Source organism: Pseudomonas sp. Pmew2, from assembly GCF_058129885.1.
On sequence record NZ_CM176702.1, the window covers coordinates 5,394,670 to 5,410,506 of the forward strand.

Here is a 15,837-nt window from a genome sequence, read left to right on the forward strand (position 1 = left end):
AATCTACCTGCCGACTCCGACCATTAATATTCCATATGCGAAATATCTACTCCAAATACTCACTAACAGCGATACGCTTACGTCTACATACCTCATATGAAAGTTTTTCGCCCTCCATAGCTTCCACGCGGCCCAGCCCTTCCATCACTCTATTTAATGCATCTTTGTAGACTTCACTCTCAGAATTTATGCTGGACGCACACTTCATCAAAGCATAGCTAACTACCAGATTTTTTGAAACACCCAAGCCTTTCTCATAGATGAAGCTCAGATTCGCGAAAGCGACATCGTTATTTTGATTGGCTGCCTTCCAATACCAGTCCACGGCGGCCAAATAGTCTTGAGAAACACCCAACCCATTCTTATACATATTACCTAATTCATTTTCAGCATATGAAACATTATTAGATGCAAGTGACCGCAGATAAAGCAATGCTTCTGCATAATCAATCTCTACACCACGCCCTTCTTTAAGCATGACCGCGAGCTGATACTGAGCACGGGGCATGTTCTGAGCAGCCGCCAACCGATACCATTTTGCAGCTGCTGCGTTATCAACAGCACCACCCTGGCCGAGTTCAAAAAGACTTGCTAAATCCGCTTGAGCAACGGCAAGTCCTTGAGTGGCAGCGAGCCTAAGCCAATAACGCGCTTCTTTATAGTCCGCAGCGACCCCCTTACCAAAATTATAAAAATATCCAATCTTGTACTGTGCAGGCGCATAACCAGTTGAGGCACTACGCTTATACCAGACAAGCGCATTTTTATAATCCTGCTCTACACCAGAGCCATATTCATAGGACTGCCCCAAAGCCAACTGAGCAACCTTATCGTTGCCTACAGCTGATTTCCGATACCACTTGAACGCTTCACGCTCATCTTTTTCAACGCCTGTTCCGTCACTGAAAGATTTTGCCAAGTTACGTTGTGCTATGGCATCGCCCTTCTCAGCAGCCAGTTTAAGAAGCTGAACGCCTTTAACTGCATCACGGCTCACACCACTACCAATTATATACGCCACACCCAAGCTATTCAGCGCCGTAGCATCACCGCCATTCGCTGCACTCTGCATAAAACCAATAGCTGACACTTCATCCTTTTTTACACCCAGTCCATCTCTGAGCATAAGTGCGTAACTGGATTGAGCAGCATGCAACCCTTGTTCAGCTGCGGCCTTATAATATTGAGCAGCCTTGGATAAGTCTACAGATACGCCAAAACCCTCCTCAAAAAAAACACCTACTTTATATTGAGCAAGTGCCATACCGCGGCTTGCAGCTGCCAACATAGACTCAAAAGCTTTTACTGGATTTTTGCGAACACCCTTACCTTCTTCATACTGCCGCCCCAAATAATAGCTAGCAGTTACATCACCTTTTGCACCCTCGCTTTGAAATATCGAAAAAGCCTGCTCATACAGCCCTCTATTGTATGCATCAACCCCATCATCTACCGAAGCAAGCGCACCTTTGGAAAAACCAAAAACAAAAACACAAAAAAACAAAATCTTAACTTTCAAACATCTCGTTCCATCTGCAGCTTTAAAAGTCATTATTATCTCCAAAACACAGCAATTAAAGTTGCGCACGTCTAGCGCTATGTATAAACGGCCGCTACCGTTCCCTCAAACTCTCCGATGCATGCTGCTGCAACGGACTCAGGAAATACTCGATTACCCGCCGCTTGTTGGTCTTCACTTCCGCCGTCACCGCCATGCCCGGTGACAACTTGATGTCCACACCATTCACGTTCAACGTATCGCGGTTAAGGCGAATCTTGCTGCTGTAGATCAACCCGCGCTTTTCATCTTCGATGGCGTCGTTGGAGACGCTGATGACTTCGCCTTCGATCGTGCCGTACTTGGTGAAGGTGAAAGTCTCGACCTTAACGGTAACGGGCTGACCAGCACGGACGAAACCGACGTCCTTGTTCTCCAGCATGGCTTCCACTTCCACGGGCTGGCCGTCGGGGACCAGGACCATCAGTGGTTGTGCGGGGGTGACGACGCCGCCGACGGTGTGCACGGCCAGTTGCTGGACGGTGCCGTCTACCGGCGCTTCAAGGGTTGTGAGGTCTTCCTGATAGCGAGCCTTGGTCAGGTCCTGATTGAAAGATGCGATCTTTTGATCGGCTTGCTGCAGCAGGTCAAGCATGGCGCGGCGGGTCTGGGCGACCACGCCTTCGCGGCGGCGCTCTGCTTCCTGGCGAGCGGCGGTGGACTGCAGGACGCTGGCTTGCTGCACGCTCAGTTGGCGTTCCAGGTCCAGGCGCGCCTGTTCCTTTTCCAGGTAAGCGTGACGGGCGATGTACTGCTTTTTCAGGAGGTTTTCGTAGTCACTTGCCAGCTTGGTGGCGATAGGCAAAGTTTTCTGCAAACTCATGACTTGAATACGCGCGGCCTGAATGTCGGCCTGGCGTTGCTGAATTTCGGCGTCTACCAGGTCAAGGCTACTGCGGTACTCTTGATACTGGCCCTGCAGCCAGCGCTCAGCCGCCAATACATGCATCGGGTCGGCATCCAGTATGGTACCGGTCAGATCCCGAGGCGGCTTGCGCTGGTTGATTGCATCGAGCATGGCGGCCGCTCGGGACTGTCGATACGTGCAGCCAGCAAATCACTGCGGACGCGTCCGACATCAGCATCTGCTGATGTGGAGTCCAACTCCAGAAGCAACTGACCGGCCTTGACCGATTGCCCGTCACGCACATGAATCGCCTTGACCACAGCGGTTTCACTGGACTGAATGGTTTTCGTCTTGCCGCTGGGAATAATTTTGCCGCTGGCTGTGGCGACCACGTCAATCTTGCCCAGGCACGCCCATAGCAACGCCAGGGCGGCAAAAAACATGATTGCCCACATAAAAACGCGCGGCGCGGGATGGCTGGGTTTATCCTGGAGTTCCAGAGCAGCGGGCAGAAACTGCACTTCATGCGCCAAGCGCTTGGGTGCATCCATTTCACGACGGTGACGCCACGATTGGCGCCACACACGGCGGTAGCGCTGCAACAGACCGGTAGATTCGGCGTTAGACATGGCTGCCTCCTTGCTGCAGGCGATGGAGGCGATGGAGGCGCGAGTAGTGACCAGCTTGATGCGTCAGCAACTCGGCATGAGTGCCCTGCTCTACAATTTGCCCGCGATCGACTACAACGATGCGGTTGGCATCGCGAACGGCAGACAGCCGATGCGCGATGATGATTACCGTGCGCCCCTTGCAAATGGCCTGCATGTTCTGCTGAACAATGCGCTCGGACTCATAGTCCAGCGCACTGGTGGCCTCGTCGAAAATCAGGATGCGCGGGTTGCCCATCAGGGCGCGGGCAATGGCGATACGTTGGCGCTGACCACCGGATAACGACGCGCCGTGCTCGCCGACCATGGTGTCGTAGCCTTCCGGCAGCTCAAGGATGAAGTCGTGGGCACCTGCCAGTTTGGCCATTTGCATCACAGCTTCCAACGGCGCTCCGGCATCACTCAAGGCGATGTTTTCGCGAATGCTACGGTTGAACAGCATGTTGTCCTGCAGTACCACCCCGATCTGGCGGCGCAGGGAAGAGACGTCTGCCAGCGCCAGATCCATGCCGTCGACCAGCACCCGACCGCGCTCTGGTACATAGAGGCGCTGTAACAGACGCGTCAGTGTGCTTTTGCCAGAACCGGAGCGCCCCACCACACCGATGACCTGACCAGGCGTGATAACCAGATTGATACCACGCAGGATCTCCGAGCCATCCGGACGATAGCGAAAATGCACCTGATCGAACTCTATGCGCCCCTTGATCGGTGGCAATGCGCTGCGGTTGACTTGCGAGAGTTCGTTACGGGTATTGAGGATGTCGCCCAGACGCTGAACTGACACACCGGTCTGCTGGAAGTTGGTCCACAGTTGCGCAAGGCGCATGATCGGTTGGGCAACACGCCCGGCGAGCATGTTGAATGCAATCAACTGGCCGACCGAAAGTTGGCCGTCAATCACCAGGCGCGCGCCAAACCACAGGGTTGCAACAGTCACCAGTTTGCCAATCAGAGAGACACTTTCGTTGGCAATGGTCGACAGGTTCTGGGTCTTGAAACCGGCAGCGACATAACCCGCCAACTGGTTGTCCCACTTGCGAATGGCTTGAGGTTCCACTGCCATGGACTTGAGGGTATCGATGCCGTTGACAGTCTCGACCAGGAAAGCCTGATTCTCTGCACCACGAGCAAAACTGTCGTTGAGGCGTTTGCGCAGAACCGGGGTAATGAGCACCGACACCAGAATGTACAGCGGCAGCGACAACAGCACGATCAAGGTCAGCCAGCCGCTGTAGTAGAACATCACCGCAATGAACACCACCGAGAACAGCACATCCAGCAGCAAGGTAATGGCGTTACCAGTCAGGAAGTTGCGGATGTTTTCCAGCTCACGCACACGCGCCACTGAATCACCCACGCGGCGGGCCTGAAAGTACGATAAGGGCAAGGTGATCAGATGACGGAACAATTTTGAGCCTAGCTCTACGTCAATCCGGCTGGCGGTGTGTGCAAATACGTAAGTGCGCAGGCCCGACAAGGCCGACTCAAAGAGCATGACCCCGGCAAGACCAATTGCAATGACATCAAGCGTTGTCAGGCCGTGATGAACCAACACTTTGTCCATCACTACTTGAAAGAACAGAGGGGTGATCAGCGAGAAAATCTGCAGAACGAAGGAGACCAGCATCACTTCGCCCAGCAACTTCCGGTATTTGACAATAGCGGGAATGAACCAGGTGAAATCGAAACTAGAGGACTCGCCAGGGGTGCCAGCTTCAGAACGAATGAGCAACAACTGGCCAGTCCAGCGCGCCTGTAACGCCTCGAAAGTCACCACTTCAGGGCGCTGAGCCAGTGGGTCGTGAATCAATGCCTTGCCTTGATCAAGGCGCGCAATGATAAAGAACCCACCGTTATTGTCCGCGGCGATGGCAGGAAGGGGTGTTCGGTCCAGACGCTCCGTGGTGGTCTTCGCAGCCTTGGCTTTCAAACCAAGCTTGCGGGCCGCAAGTAACAGACTGTCTTGCGACAGGCACTGGTCGGGGCTGCCAAACTCATGGGCAAGTTGTTCTGGCGAAGCGGCCACCTGATGGAAGCGCGCAAGCATGACCAGCGAGGCCAGTCCGGTGTCGAGGCGAGGGGCATTGTCAGGCGTCCGAGCGCCAATTTCCGAATCATTCATAGCGCTTCCCTGCCGACATGCCACTGGTAGGCAAATCTGATCAATTTGCTAAATAATGGCAACAAGCCATCCGTGACGCGCGTCACACTTTTAGTATTTAATGTACCCGGATTGCAACTATTCAGCTACGCACTCAAAAAATGCATCTAAAGACCCGGCGGTAAAAAGTCCTTGGCCGGGTCGTAGTCCTGCTTTAGATAGATCGCCAGCGCCCTAAGATCATCAGGGCTCAGCGTACCCGCTGCCTGTTTAAGCTTGAGGTTGTCGAGAATGTAGTCATACCGGGCATTGTTGTAATCACGAACTGCGGCATACAACTGACGCTGGGCATTGAGCACGTCAGCGATGTTGCGCGATCCCACATCAACGCCGACCTGATTGGCTTCCACGGATTTCTGACCGGAAACGATGCTTTGGCGTCGGGCTGCAATCTGCTCTATGCCCGTATTGATGCCGCGAAACGCATTACGCGTATTCAGCACCACTTCGCGGCGGCGGTCTTCCTGTTCGTCCTGGCTCTGATAAAGACGCTCGGTGGACTCCTTGATCTGGGAGTTGGTCATTCCGCCCGAGTAAAGAGGGATATTGAGTTCAATGCCGATGCTACTTTGGGCAACATTGTCGCGATAGCCGTTAGCACCGAAGTCAGTCGGGTTGCTGTAGCCAAAGCTGTCGTTATCACCTTTGCGATAAGAAGCAACAGCGTCAACCGTGGGGGCATGCCCGGCCTTACGCTGATTAAGCGTTTGCTCGGCAGCACTGACTGCACGCTCGCTGGCTTGCAGCTCAAGATTCTGTCGCACGGCAACGTCGACCCAGGCTCGGGGGTCATTGGGTACGGGAGCCTCAACCGGCATCTGGTGCCTCATGCCTGCAATTGACGTGTAGCTGTGCTTGGTCAGGCGCTCCAGCGCTTCATAGGCATCATCCACTTTTCGCTGAACCAATTGGCGGTTGGCGCGAGCATTGTCATAAGCCGCTTGGGCGTCATACACGTCCGTGATGCTTGAAGCACCGTCGTCCAGTCGGCCCTGAGCCTGATCGCGCTGGCGTAACAGCGCAGCCTCTTCTGCCTGGGCGGCTGCGAACGCGTCCAATTGGCGCAGCGTTTCAAAGTAGGCTTGAGCAGCGGTCAGCAGCAGGTTCTGCTCTTTGGCGGAGAGTTCAAGCTCCGCCTGATCCACGCTCGATTGCGCAGCCTTCAATTGAAACCAGCGATCTATGCGGAACAACGGCTGACTGAGATTCGCACGAAACGTTGTGCCGCTTCGCTCACGGCTTAAGGAAGGCTCGTCCCGCTCCAGACGGGTGACTTCAGACGTTGCCCCGGCGGTGAGATTCGGCAGCAGGCCTGCCCGAGCCTGAGGCACTGCTTCGCGTTGCGCGTTGTAGGCATGACGCGCGGCAGACAATTGCGCATCGTTAAGTGATGCTGCCTGATAAACACTCAGTAAATCAGCATGCTGCTTAGCTTGCTCTCGAGCGAACACAGTTTCGCCGCACGCACAGGCGCAGGTCAGGATCACCAGAACGAGCGGGGAAAAAGGATTCATCTAGGTTCCATGCGAAAAGAACTCCTGAGTGCCATTAAATTGGCTTGTCATGAGTTCGGCGCAAACGAAGAAAGCTTTAGTCGGCTGAAAGGTTTTTTCGCTGACGCTCGAGGTCCGAGCGAAAAACTCCCGAAAACACCTCAGTCTTTGTTTATCACCTTCACATTTGGGCGGTAAGCTAGTGCCCTATGGATGACTCAGACTACCTGCGCCTGTTGACGATCCAGGCCGAACAAGCCAACGCCTTTCTTTCCAATGCGCGGAAGTGGGAGCGTGAGCGTTGGGTTTGTCAGCGCCTGTTGCAGGGGCTGAACATTGCGCATCGCAATGAGGACTTCACGCCGGCCACTGAGGAGCCGCCGGATGTGCTGTTTCGTGACGGGCGTTTCGAGGTGTTTTTTGTGCTCGATGAGGGCCGTCGTCTCAATGATGAGTGGCGCGAGGAGCTGGCGCGACGACGTAGCGCTTTTTCGTTGAGCCAACTGGTACGTCGGGAAGCCAAGCCTAAACGGATTCCTGCCTCTGAACTGCTGCACCGACTCGCCCCTACCCTGCGCAAGAAATCCACCAATTATCGCGAACGCGGCATTGACCTGGGCGGGCTGGATATCATCGCCTTCGCCAGCCTCAAGCGCGAGGTGCTGGACCTCAACAGTCACTTTCCGCCACCGACCGAGTACCTGCGTCAGGGCTGGCGTTCGTTGTCGCTGGTGGGGCCGACCTTTGCTCGGGTATTGTTCGCGCATCCGGGCGCTCCGGATTTTCTGCGTACCAACCTGGGGCGCAGTGTCGTTTTCGATGTTGGAATCAGTTTATGAGCCCCTTGCAGGAACTGCTGGCCGATGTGCCTCAACAAGGCCGTGTGCGCTGGATTGGTGTGCGTCCGGAGTCGCGGGTCGAGATGATCGAACTGGACGCGGTGGAAGCGCGGCGCGAAGCGGGGCTGACCGGCGATCATTCGCGACCTGGCCCGCGCAATGCACGGCAGGTGACGTTGATCCAGTGGGAGCATCTGGCGGTGGTCGGCTCATTGCTGAACCGCTCTGCGGATAACCCCATCGTGCCGCAGGACTTGCGGCGCAATCTGGTGATCAGCGGCATCAATCTGTTCAGCCTGAAAAACCGACGCTTTCGCATCGGCCAGGCGATTTTTGAAACCACTGGCTGGTGCCAGCCTTGTGCGCGGCTGGAACAGCGCCTTGGTCGCGGAACCTTTCAGGCGGTGCGTGGGCATGGCGGAATCACTGCGCGAGTGTTACAAAGCGGCATCATCCGCCTGGACGATGTGTTGCAGGTCGAGCCGCTGGAAATCACTGATCCCTGGCCCCCTGCCCGTCAGCACGCTTGAGACAACGCATAAATTGAGCAGCCACCTGAACCCGGAACCGCAAAGGTGTGTCGAAGAGTACCTTCAGGCAAACCGGCATCCAGTCGAGCGCAGGTCGCTCCTGATCCCGGTGTTGCCGTGATGAACCCATTTATCGAGCCTTCTGACGCTATGAGCTGCCTTGCGCTCGCGAAGATCAGGCTCCCCGCGAATTCCTTAAACCTTCCGAGTAATCCTTATGACGCATCGTATTGTTATCGTTGGCGGCGGCGCAGGCGGTCTGGAGCTGGCGACCAGCCTGGGTAAAACCCTGGGCAAGAAAGGCACGGCCAGTGTCACGCTGGTCGACGCCAACCTGACGCATATCTGGAAACCGCTGTTGCACGAGGTCGCGGCGGGTTCTCTCAACTCGTATGAAGACGAGCTGAACTACGTGGCTCAGGCCAAGTGGAACCACTTTCAGTTCCAGCTCGGGCGTATGACCGGGCTGGATCGCGCCAGTCGCCAGATTCACCTGGCCGAGACGCTGGATGAAAACGGTGCCGAACTGGTTCCGGCACGCAGCCTGGGTTACGACTCGCTGGTCATCGCCGTGGGCAGCACCACCAACGACTTCGGCACCACGGGCGCGGCGGAACATTGCCTGTTTCTCGACAGCCGCAAACAGGCCGAGCGTTTCCATCAGCAACTGCTCAACCACTATCTGCGTGCTCACGCAGGTCAGGCTGACAGTGCTCAGGAAATCACCGTGGCCATCGTTGGCGCAGGTGCGACGGGTGTTGAACTGGCGGCAGAACTGCACAACGCGGCGCACGAGTTGGCGGCTTACGGGCTGGGCCAGATCAAGCCGGAAAACCTGCGCATTACCGTGATCGAAGCCGGGCCTCGGGTGCTGCCTGCATTACCAGAGCGTATCGGCGCGCCGGTGCACAAGACACTGGAAAAACTTGGCGTGACGGTGCTGACCAATGCCGCGGTGAGCGAAGTGACCGCCGACGGCTTGATCACGGCCAGCGGGCAGGTCATTCCGGCCAGTTTGAAAGTCTGGGCGGCAGGTATTCGTGCCCCGGCGTTTCTGCATGAGCTGGATGGGCTGGAGAGCAACCGGATCAATCAGTTGCAAGTGCTGCCGACGCTGCAAACCACCCGTGACGAGAATATTTTCGCCTTCGGTGACTGCGCCGCCTGCCCGCAAAAAGGCACCGACCGCAACGTCCCGCCACGCGCTCAGGCTGCTCATCAGCAGGCGTCGTTGCTGGCAAAATCGCTGCGCCTGCGGATCGAAGGCAAGACCTTGCCGGAGTACACCTACAAGGACTACGGATCGCTGATCTCGCTGTCGAGCTTCTCGGCAGTCGGCAATCTGATGGGTAACCTGATGGGCAGCGTAATGCTTGAAGGCTGGCTGGCGCGGATGTTCTATGTGTCGCTGTATCGCATGCACCAGATGGCGCTGTACGGCACCTTCCGCACCCTGATGCTGATGCTGGGCAGCAAGATCGGCAAAGGCACCGAGCCACGGATGAAGCTGCACTAAGGCCCGCCAGCCGAGAGGCGTGCGGGAACACACCATCGTGCCCATGCTTCGCGTGGGCATGCCCTTCTGGACGCTCTGCGTCCTCTCTTGAAGTGACCTGTGCAGCGCAGAACTTGCGACGCAGAGCGTCATGAAATTCATTCCCACGCTGGAGCGTGAGGAACGAGAGGCGTGCGGGGAGAACACTATCGTCATGCCGCTCTGGACGCTCTTGAGTGCATCTCGCTCTACGCTGACTTGCAGTGCCCTGAATACCCGCTATTTTTAATCTGACCGGGCTCTGCGCGATGCGATCGGACGGAAGGCGCTCGTACAGGTATCAAGTTCGTCTGCACCGCGCAGATAACCATTGAGTCGTGTACAACGCTGCACTGTTCATGCATAGGAATTTCAAAATGCCTATGCATCAAGCTGACGCTATGGAAGGAGGCGTCATGCCTTCATAGCGATGGGTAGGAAGACGCTGATGCCTTACTTATGCAGTGAAAACCCCTATAAATCCGCATTAACACAGTTTATTTTACCGCTGAGCCTAGGTGCGGACGCACCTTCCCCCTGTCAGGGCTTCACGTACCTCATCTGCGCGATCGCCTGAGCGTTGAGGACCAGTCCCTGCACCGTCAGCCCGCTGATCGCTGCCGTGTATACCATCCGCGCGCCACACAGCACGCAGCGGAACGGATCGACGTTTAGAAAGGCTTTGGCCATCGGCGCAAAATACAGCTTTGATACCGGTCCTGGCGTCGCCATCTTCAGTGCTTCATAGACCTTTGGCAGGTACTGCCCGCAGACCCGATTGGCCAGAAAACCAAAATACCGGATCATCCGGAAATGCTTTTCCGGGATGTGCTGCACCACCCGGCGCAGCATGTCGGCCTGGCTCAGCGTTTCCTGCTGATAGGTCTGCGTGCGGTGATCCAGGTAGGTGAAGCTCAACGTGGCTCCGGAGGTGTAATGCGCCAGACGACTGCCCGAGATCGGCGGTTTTTTCAGGTAGCGGCCCAGGTAATTGACGGTCTTTCGCCCGTTTTCCGTCTTCTTCGACAAGTGGATGTGCCAGTGCTGGCCACCAGCGGTCAGTATCAGACGGCGCCAGTCGCTTTCACAGAGGATGTGGGCCAGCTGCGGCGGCATCGTCAGTTGCGAAAGCGGCTGTCCCAGCAGGTAATCGCGCACCAGCCACATCCAGCGCCGCCGCAGGGCCTCTTTGTGGAACGACAGATTTTTCCAGACGCCCTGCTCATCCAGGCCGCCCGCGGTCACCGACAGGTGGACGTGGGGATGCCAGTTGAGCCGCCGGCCATAGGTGTGCAGCGCACCGAAAATCCCGACGTGCAAACCGCGCCGCTTGGCGGTGTAGAGCAGGTTATCGGCCGCCAGCCGAAACAGCGCATCGAGCAGCCAGCGGTTGTAGAAGAACAGGGACCATAGCGTGTCGGGCAGCGTGAACACCAGATGCTGCCAGGGGCAGTCGGGCAGACGGTTGTTTTGCACGGCGATCCACTGGTCGGTGGACTTTTTGCCGCAGGAAGGACAGGCCCGGCAATGGCAGGTGTTGCACAGGTATTTGACGTGTGGGCAATGCTCATTGCCACAGGTGTAGTGTTTGACGCCCAGTATCGAGGTGCCGCAGGCGAGCATTTTGCTGATCGACTCCACTTCGATTTGGCGCAGACCGCCGGCCTCCAGCAAATCTGCCCAGCAGCCGTTGGCCGTGAAGAGGTTTTTGAGCGGTCGAGGTTTGTAAGCAGGCGGTGCAGAGGCCACGTCAGCAGGATGGCTCCTCATCGTGGTGAATGACGGCGGTGATGGCGAATCCGCCTGGCCCTTCTCTCATCGAAACGCTTACGCAAGAAGCGTCGGGAAACCTGTCGTTCAGATACGCTGTCTGGCAGCAACTACAAAGATCGACATCACCCAAAGGATCGACATCGAAGAAAAATTCGGTATCGGGAACGAAGGTGGTATGCCCGGCGCGTTGGAGACGGGTCTGCTTTGCCTTGGCTTTTGCCCGGCTTGCCCGTTTACGTTTTTTTGTCTCTGACGCCATGTGTAAGCCTGTGCTGAGGAGGGATCGACTCAATTTTGGCTATGATAACCGATTTCAAAATCCCACAATTTGCAGCCGCAGGCTGCCCAGTTCAGGGATCGAACCCATGATGTCGAATCATTCCAGCAGTAATCCTGCGCAAAACCGTCCACGTTTCATCTGGTTTTCTCTGATTCCCGTCATACCTGCCGCTGCCTGGATCCTCACGCAATCCGGGACGAGTACGACCAATCTGGTCGCTTGCGCAGCACTGCTCGCTATCGGTCTGGGTGCCTGTGCACTGGCTGCCCGCACCCAACAGAACGACGTGCATCGGGCTGTTGCTCAAGCTCTGGACCATCACCAGGCACATAACGCTCAAACCAGCGCCATGGCCTCCCATGCCCAGCTCAACGAAGTCTTTCTCGGTGCCATGCCGATCTGGGCCAAGCAGGTCGAAAGCTCGCGCCAGCAAACCGAAACCGCCATTGTCGAGCTGAGCAGCCGCTTCATGGGAATTTCCGAACGCCTGCAGGAAACCGTGCAGGCCTCGCAACACGCTGCCGGTGAGCTGGACGGTCAGAATGCCGATGGCGCTCTGAAAGTCCTGTCCCAGAGTGACAGCGAGCTGAGCCAGGTGATTGACTCCCTTAAAGCCACCCAAGCCAGCCGCGACCAGACGCTCTCTCAGGTTCGCAGCCTGACCGCCTACACAGGCGAGTTGCGCACCATGGCCGCGGACGTCGCAGCGATTGCTGCACAGACCAACCTGCTGGCCCTTAACGCCGCGATTGAAGCGGCGCGCGCAGGTGAAGCCGGCCGTGGTTTTGCCGTGGTCGCCGACGCGGTGCGCAGCCTGTCGAGCAAGTCCAGCGAAACCGGTCAGCAGATGTCGGCCAAGGTCGACATCATCAACAATGCCATCACGCAACTGGTGCAGGCCGCCTCCAGCGGTGCTGATCAGGACAGCCATTCGGTGGCAGCTTCCGAGCAAAGCATCCAGAACGTCCTGGAGCGTTTCCAGAGCATTACCGGTCGCCTGGCCGAATCCGCCGACCTGCTCAAGCAGGAAAGCTACGGTATTCGCGACGAAATGACCGAAGTCCTTGTGAACCTGCAGTTTCAGGACCGGGTCAGCCAGATTCTCGCTCACGTACGCGACAACATCGACTCTTTGCACGCGCATCTGTTGCAAGCCAGCCAGTCTCCCGATGAGGCCGTCGTCATCGACGCCCGGCAATGGCTGGCGCGCATGGAGTCCACCTACGCGACCGACGAGCAACGCCGCACTCACCGCGGCGAATCGGCAGCACAGCAGAATTCGCAGGAAATCACGTTTTTCTAGGAGTAGATCATGGCTAAGAGTGTATTGGTGGTCGACGATTCAAGCAGTGTCCGGCAGGTTGTCGGCATCGCGCTGAAAAGTGCCGGATACGACGTTATCGAGGCCTGCGATGGCAAAGATGCACTGGGCAAGCTGACCGGGCAGAAAGTGCACCTGATCATCAGCGACGTGAACATGCCAAACATGGATGGCATCACGTTCGTCAAGGAAGTGAAGAAGCTGGCCAGTTACAAGTTCACGCCGATCATCATGCTGACCACCGAGTCCCAGGAATCGAAAAAGGCTGAAGGTCAGGCGGCAGGTGCCAAGGCGTGGGTCGTCAAACCGTTCCAGCCAGCGCAAATGCTCGCAGCGGTTTCCAAGCTGATCCTGCCCTGAGATCAAGGGCCATGGAGGCCAGCATGCCAACCCCAGACGACAATCAGGCTGACGCCACCCGCGTGCAGATCGACGGCGAGCTGACGATCTACACCGTGACCGAACTCGCCGCCCGTTTGCTGCCAAAGATCACTGGTGCGGCGCGAGTGGAAGTCGACTTGTCGCAAGTTACCGAGATGGACGGTGCCGGCCTGCAATTGCTGGCAGTCATCCAGCGCGAAGCCGGCAAGACCGGGACCTCGCTGCGCATGACCGGGCAAAGCAAGGCAGTCACCGAAACCTTCGAGTTATGTAATCCCGGTGTCGTGCTGTAGCGCGTCCATTTGCATTATTGCCGAGTGATCGATCAAGGAAGTCATCGTGAGTATTAATCTCGATCAGGCACAGCAGACGTTCATTGTTGAAGCGTGTGAGCTTTTGCAGGCCATGGAGGAATCCCTCCTGCAACTCGAAAGCGAACCCGGCGATCAGGACGCGATTGGCGCAGTGTTCCGCGCAGCGCACACCATCAAGGGGTCTGCCGGGCTATTCGGGCTGACGCCTATCGTCAGCTTTACCCACATCGTTGAAGACGTGCTCGACCGCCTGCGTGAAGGCAGCGTGTCGGTGGACGCCGGGCTGATCGCGGTGTTGCTCAAGTCCGGCGATCACATGCTTGAATTGATCGATGTAGTAGCCAGCCGTGGCCAGCCATTGCAGCCGCCCGCTCTGGAACGCGAAGCGGCGCTGCGTCAGGCGTTACAGGTCTATCAGGCACCAGGCAATGCCCAACCTGCTGACGAGGCGCGAGCGCCGAGTGTGATCGATGAACAGCCTGCCGAAGTGCTATGGCATATCTCGCTGCGCTTTGGCGTGGATGTGTTTCGCAACGGCATGGACCCGCTATCGTTCCTGCGTTACCTCAATACCCTGGGGCAAATGGTTCAGGTCACCACCGTCACCGACAGCATCCCGGCGTTGGAAGCGTGGGACCCGGAATCCTGCCACCTGGGCTTCGAGATAGATTTTCGCTCGGCTGCCGGGCATGCCGCGATAAACGAAGTGTTCGACTTCGTGCGGGAAGACTGCGCTGTTGAAATCACCCCGGTGAACGAGACGCCAGACCACGTCGAGCCTACCGGCACCGAACTGGTCTCGCAAACCGAACACAGCCCAGCGGTTGCCAGCGGCGAACTGCTGGGTGACCAGCGTGCCGTGCCGCGTGCGCCTGCTGCGGCAACAGCTGTAGAGCGCCCTTCTTCGGCCAGCGAGCAGAAAAACAAGGACGGTCGTTATGTGCGCGTCAATGCCGACAAGCTTGATGAGCTGATCAATCTGGTCGGCGAACTGGTCATCGCTAGCGCCGGGGCCAGCCTGCTGGCCCGTTCGTGCGACAACGACCCGCTTCAGGAAGCCAGCTCGACCGTGTCGGGGCTGGTCGAGCAAATTCTGGATGGCGCGCTGCACCTGCGCATGATCCCCATCGGCGATACCTTCAATCGTTTTCGCCGCGTAGTACGTGATGTCAGTCAGGAACTGGGCAAGGACATCGACCTGATTATAAACGGTGCGGAAACCGAACTGGACAAAACCGTTGTCGAGAAGATCGGCGACCCGCTCATGCACCTGCTGCGCAATTCCATGGACCACGGCATCGAAAGCGCCGAAGCGCGTCGCGCGGCAGGCAAACCGGCAAAAGGTCATTTGAGCCTTAATGCGTACCACGACTCCGGCAGCATCGTCATTGAAATTGCCGACGACGGTGCGGGCCTGAACCGCGAGCGGATCCTCGACAAGGCCCAGCAGCGCGGGCTGGTGGCAGCTGGCGCAAGCCTCACCGATCAGGAGATCTACAACCTGATCTTCGAGCCCGGCTTTTCTACCGCCGAGGCCGTCACCAACCTGTCAGGGCGTGGTGTCGGCATGGATGTGGTGAAACGCAATATCACCTTGCTGCGCGGCACTGTGGACCTGGACAGCCAGCCCGGTCAGGGCACCATCGTGCGTATCCGCCTGCCGCTGACGCTGGCGATCATCAACGGTTTTCTGGTCGGTATCGATCAGTCGACTTACGTCATCCCGCTGGACATGGTTCAGGAATGCATCGAGCTGGACGAACAGAATCGTCACCTGACCCGCGACAGCGGTTACCTCGACCTGCGTGGCGAAGTGTTGCCGCTGGTCTACCTGCGTGATCACTTCAATCATGAAGGCCCGGCTGCACGGCGCCAGAACGTGGTGGTGGTGCGCTACGCCGAACACAAGGCCGGGTTGGTGGTAGATGACCTGCTCGGCGAGTTCCAGACCGTTATCAAACCGCTGGGCAAGCTGTTCGGCGCACTGCGCGGCATCAGCGGCTCGACGATTCTGGGCAGCGGTGCGGTGGCGTTGATTCTCGACATACCGGCCTTGCTCAACCAGATCGTCCAAATGGAAGCCCGCTCGACCCAGGTACCTCAAGCCCTATTGCCCACCTCTCGCTGACGGATTC

At 57.2% G+C, this 15,837-nt stretch carries 12 protein-coding genes and 1 pseudogene; 7 read left to right on the forward strand and 6 right to left on the reverse strand.

Annotated elements, in window-relative coordinates:
- Window positions 1-46 precede the first annotated feature (46 nt).
- The 4 genes and pseudogenes from AC4ANK_RS24905 to AC4ANK_RS24920 all read right to left on the reverse strand — a co-directional run bounded on the left by AC4ANK_RS24905 (window position 47) and on the right by AC4ANK_RS24920 (window position 6,751).
- On the reverse strand, window positions 47-1,552 hold the full coding sequence (locus AC4ANK_RS24905; RefSeq protein WP_095077801.1) for a tetratricopeptide repeat protein: 1,506 nt from the start codon (window positions 1,550-1,552) through the stop codon (window positions 47-49).
- A 61-nt stretch (window positions 1,553-1,613) separates the two neighbouring features.
- Window positions 1,614-3,034, reverse strand: a pseudogene (locus AC4ANK_RS24910) (HlyD family type I secretion periplasmic adaptor subunit).
- Entirely contained in the window at window positions 3,027-5,198 is a 2,172-nt protein-coding gene (locus AC4ANK_RS24915; protein ID WP_460383575.1) for a type I secretion system permease/ATPase, read from the reverse strand. The pseudogene AC4ANK_RS24910 and the gene AC4ANK_RS24915 overlap by 8 nt, the downstream one beginning before the upstream one ends.
- A 146-nt stretch (window positions 5,199-5,344) precedes the next feature.
- Window positions 5,345-6,751, reverse strand: a complete 1,407-nt coding sequence (locus AC4ANK_RS24920) for a TolC family outer membrane protein (protein ID WP_057446241.1) — start codon at window positions 6,749-6,751, stop codon at window positions 5,345-5,347.
- A gap of 188 nt (window positions 6,752-6,939) precedes the next feature.
- On the opposite strand from AC4ANK_RS24920, the gene AC4ANK_RS24925 reads away from it, so the two are divergent.
- The 3 genes from AC4ANK_RS24925 to AC4ANK_RS24935 all read left to right on the forward strand — a co-directional run bounded on the left by AC4ANK_RS24925 (window position 6,940) and on the right by AC4ANK_RS24935 (window position 9,615).
- A complete protein-coding gene (locus tag AC4ANK_RS24925) occupies window positions 6,940-7,569 on the forward strand; it encodes a DUF1780 domain-containing protein (RefSeq protein ID WP_002553210.1) in 630 nt (209 codons plus the stop codon).
- Window positions 7,566-8,099, forward strand: coding sequence for an MOSC domain-containing protein (locus tag AC4ANK_RS24930; RefSeq protein WP_002553209.1), 534 nt, complete (start codon window positions 7,566-7,568; stop codon window positions 8,097-8,099). The genes AC4ANK_RS24925 and AC4ANK_RS24930 overlap by 4 nt, the downstream gene beginning before the upstream one ends.
- Window positions 8,100-8,316: 217 nt before the next feature.
- Complete coding sequence (locus tag AC4ANK_RS24935) at window positions 8,317-9,615, forward strand: NAD(P)/FAD-dependent oxidoreductase (RefSeq protein WP_031596292.1); 1,299 nt, start codon at window positions 8,317-8,319, stop codon at window positions 9,613-9,615.
- Between the two features lie 558 nt (window positions 9,616-10,173).
- Here AC4ANK_RS24935 and AC4ANK_RS24940 read toward each other — a convergent pair.
- Both AC4ANK_RS24940 and AC4ANK_RS24945 read right to left on the reverse strand, forming a co-directional pair.
- Window positions 10,174-11,403, reverse strand: a complete 1,230-nt coding sequence (locus AC4ANK_RS24940; RefSeq protein WP_460383579.1) for an IS91 family transposase — start codon at window positions 11,401-11,403, stop codon at window positions 10,174-10,176.
- A complete protein-coding gene (locus AC4ANK_RS24945) occupies window positions 11,384-11,665 on the reverse strand; it encodes a hypothetical protein (RefSeq protein ID WP_015062535.1) in 282 nt (93 codons plus the stop codon). Before AC4ANK_RS24945 ends, AC4ANK_RS24940 begins: the two co-directional genes overlap by 20 nt.
- Before the next feature lie 490 nt (window positions 11,666-12,155).
- Here AC4ANK_RS24945 and AC4ANK_RS24950 point away from each other — a divergent pair, with 490 nt between their 5' ends.
- Genes AC4ANK_RS24950 through AC4ANK_RS24965 form a run of 4 tightly spaced genes read left to right on the forward strand, consistent with a single transcriptional unit; the run spans window position 12,156 to window position 15,830 of the window.
- On the forward strand, window positions 12,156-12,989 hold the full coding sequence (locus AC4ANK_RS24950) for a methyl-accepting chemotaxis protein (RefSeq protein ID WP_369812073.1): 834 nt from the start codon (window positions 12,156-12,158) through the stop codon (window positions 12,987-12,989).
- 9 nt (window positions 12,990-12,998) lie between these two features.
- A complete protein-coding gene (locus AC4ANK_RS24955; RefSeq protein ID WP_002553206.1) occupies window positions 12,999-13,367 on the forward strand; it encodes a response regulator in 369 nt (122 codons plus the stop codon).
- 23 nt (window positions 13,368-13,390) lie between these two features.
- Entirely contained in the window at window positions 13,391-13,681 is a 291-nt protein-coding gene (locus AC4ANK_RS24960; protein ID WP_002553205.1) for an STAS domain-containing protein, read from the forward strand.
- Window positions 13,682-13,727: 46 nt separating this feature from the next.
- Complete coding sequence (locus AC4ANK_RS24965; protein ID WP_002553204.1) at window positions 13,728-15,830, forward strand: chemotaxis protein CheA; 2,103 nt, start codon at window positions 13,728-13,730, stop codon at window positions 15,828-15,830.
- The last annotated feature ends 7 nt before the right edge of the window (window positions 15,831-15,837 follow it).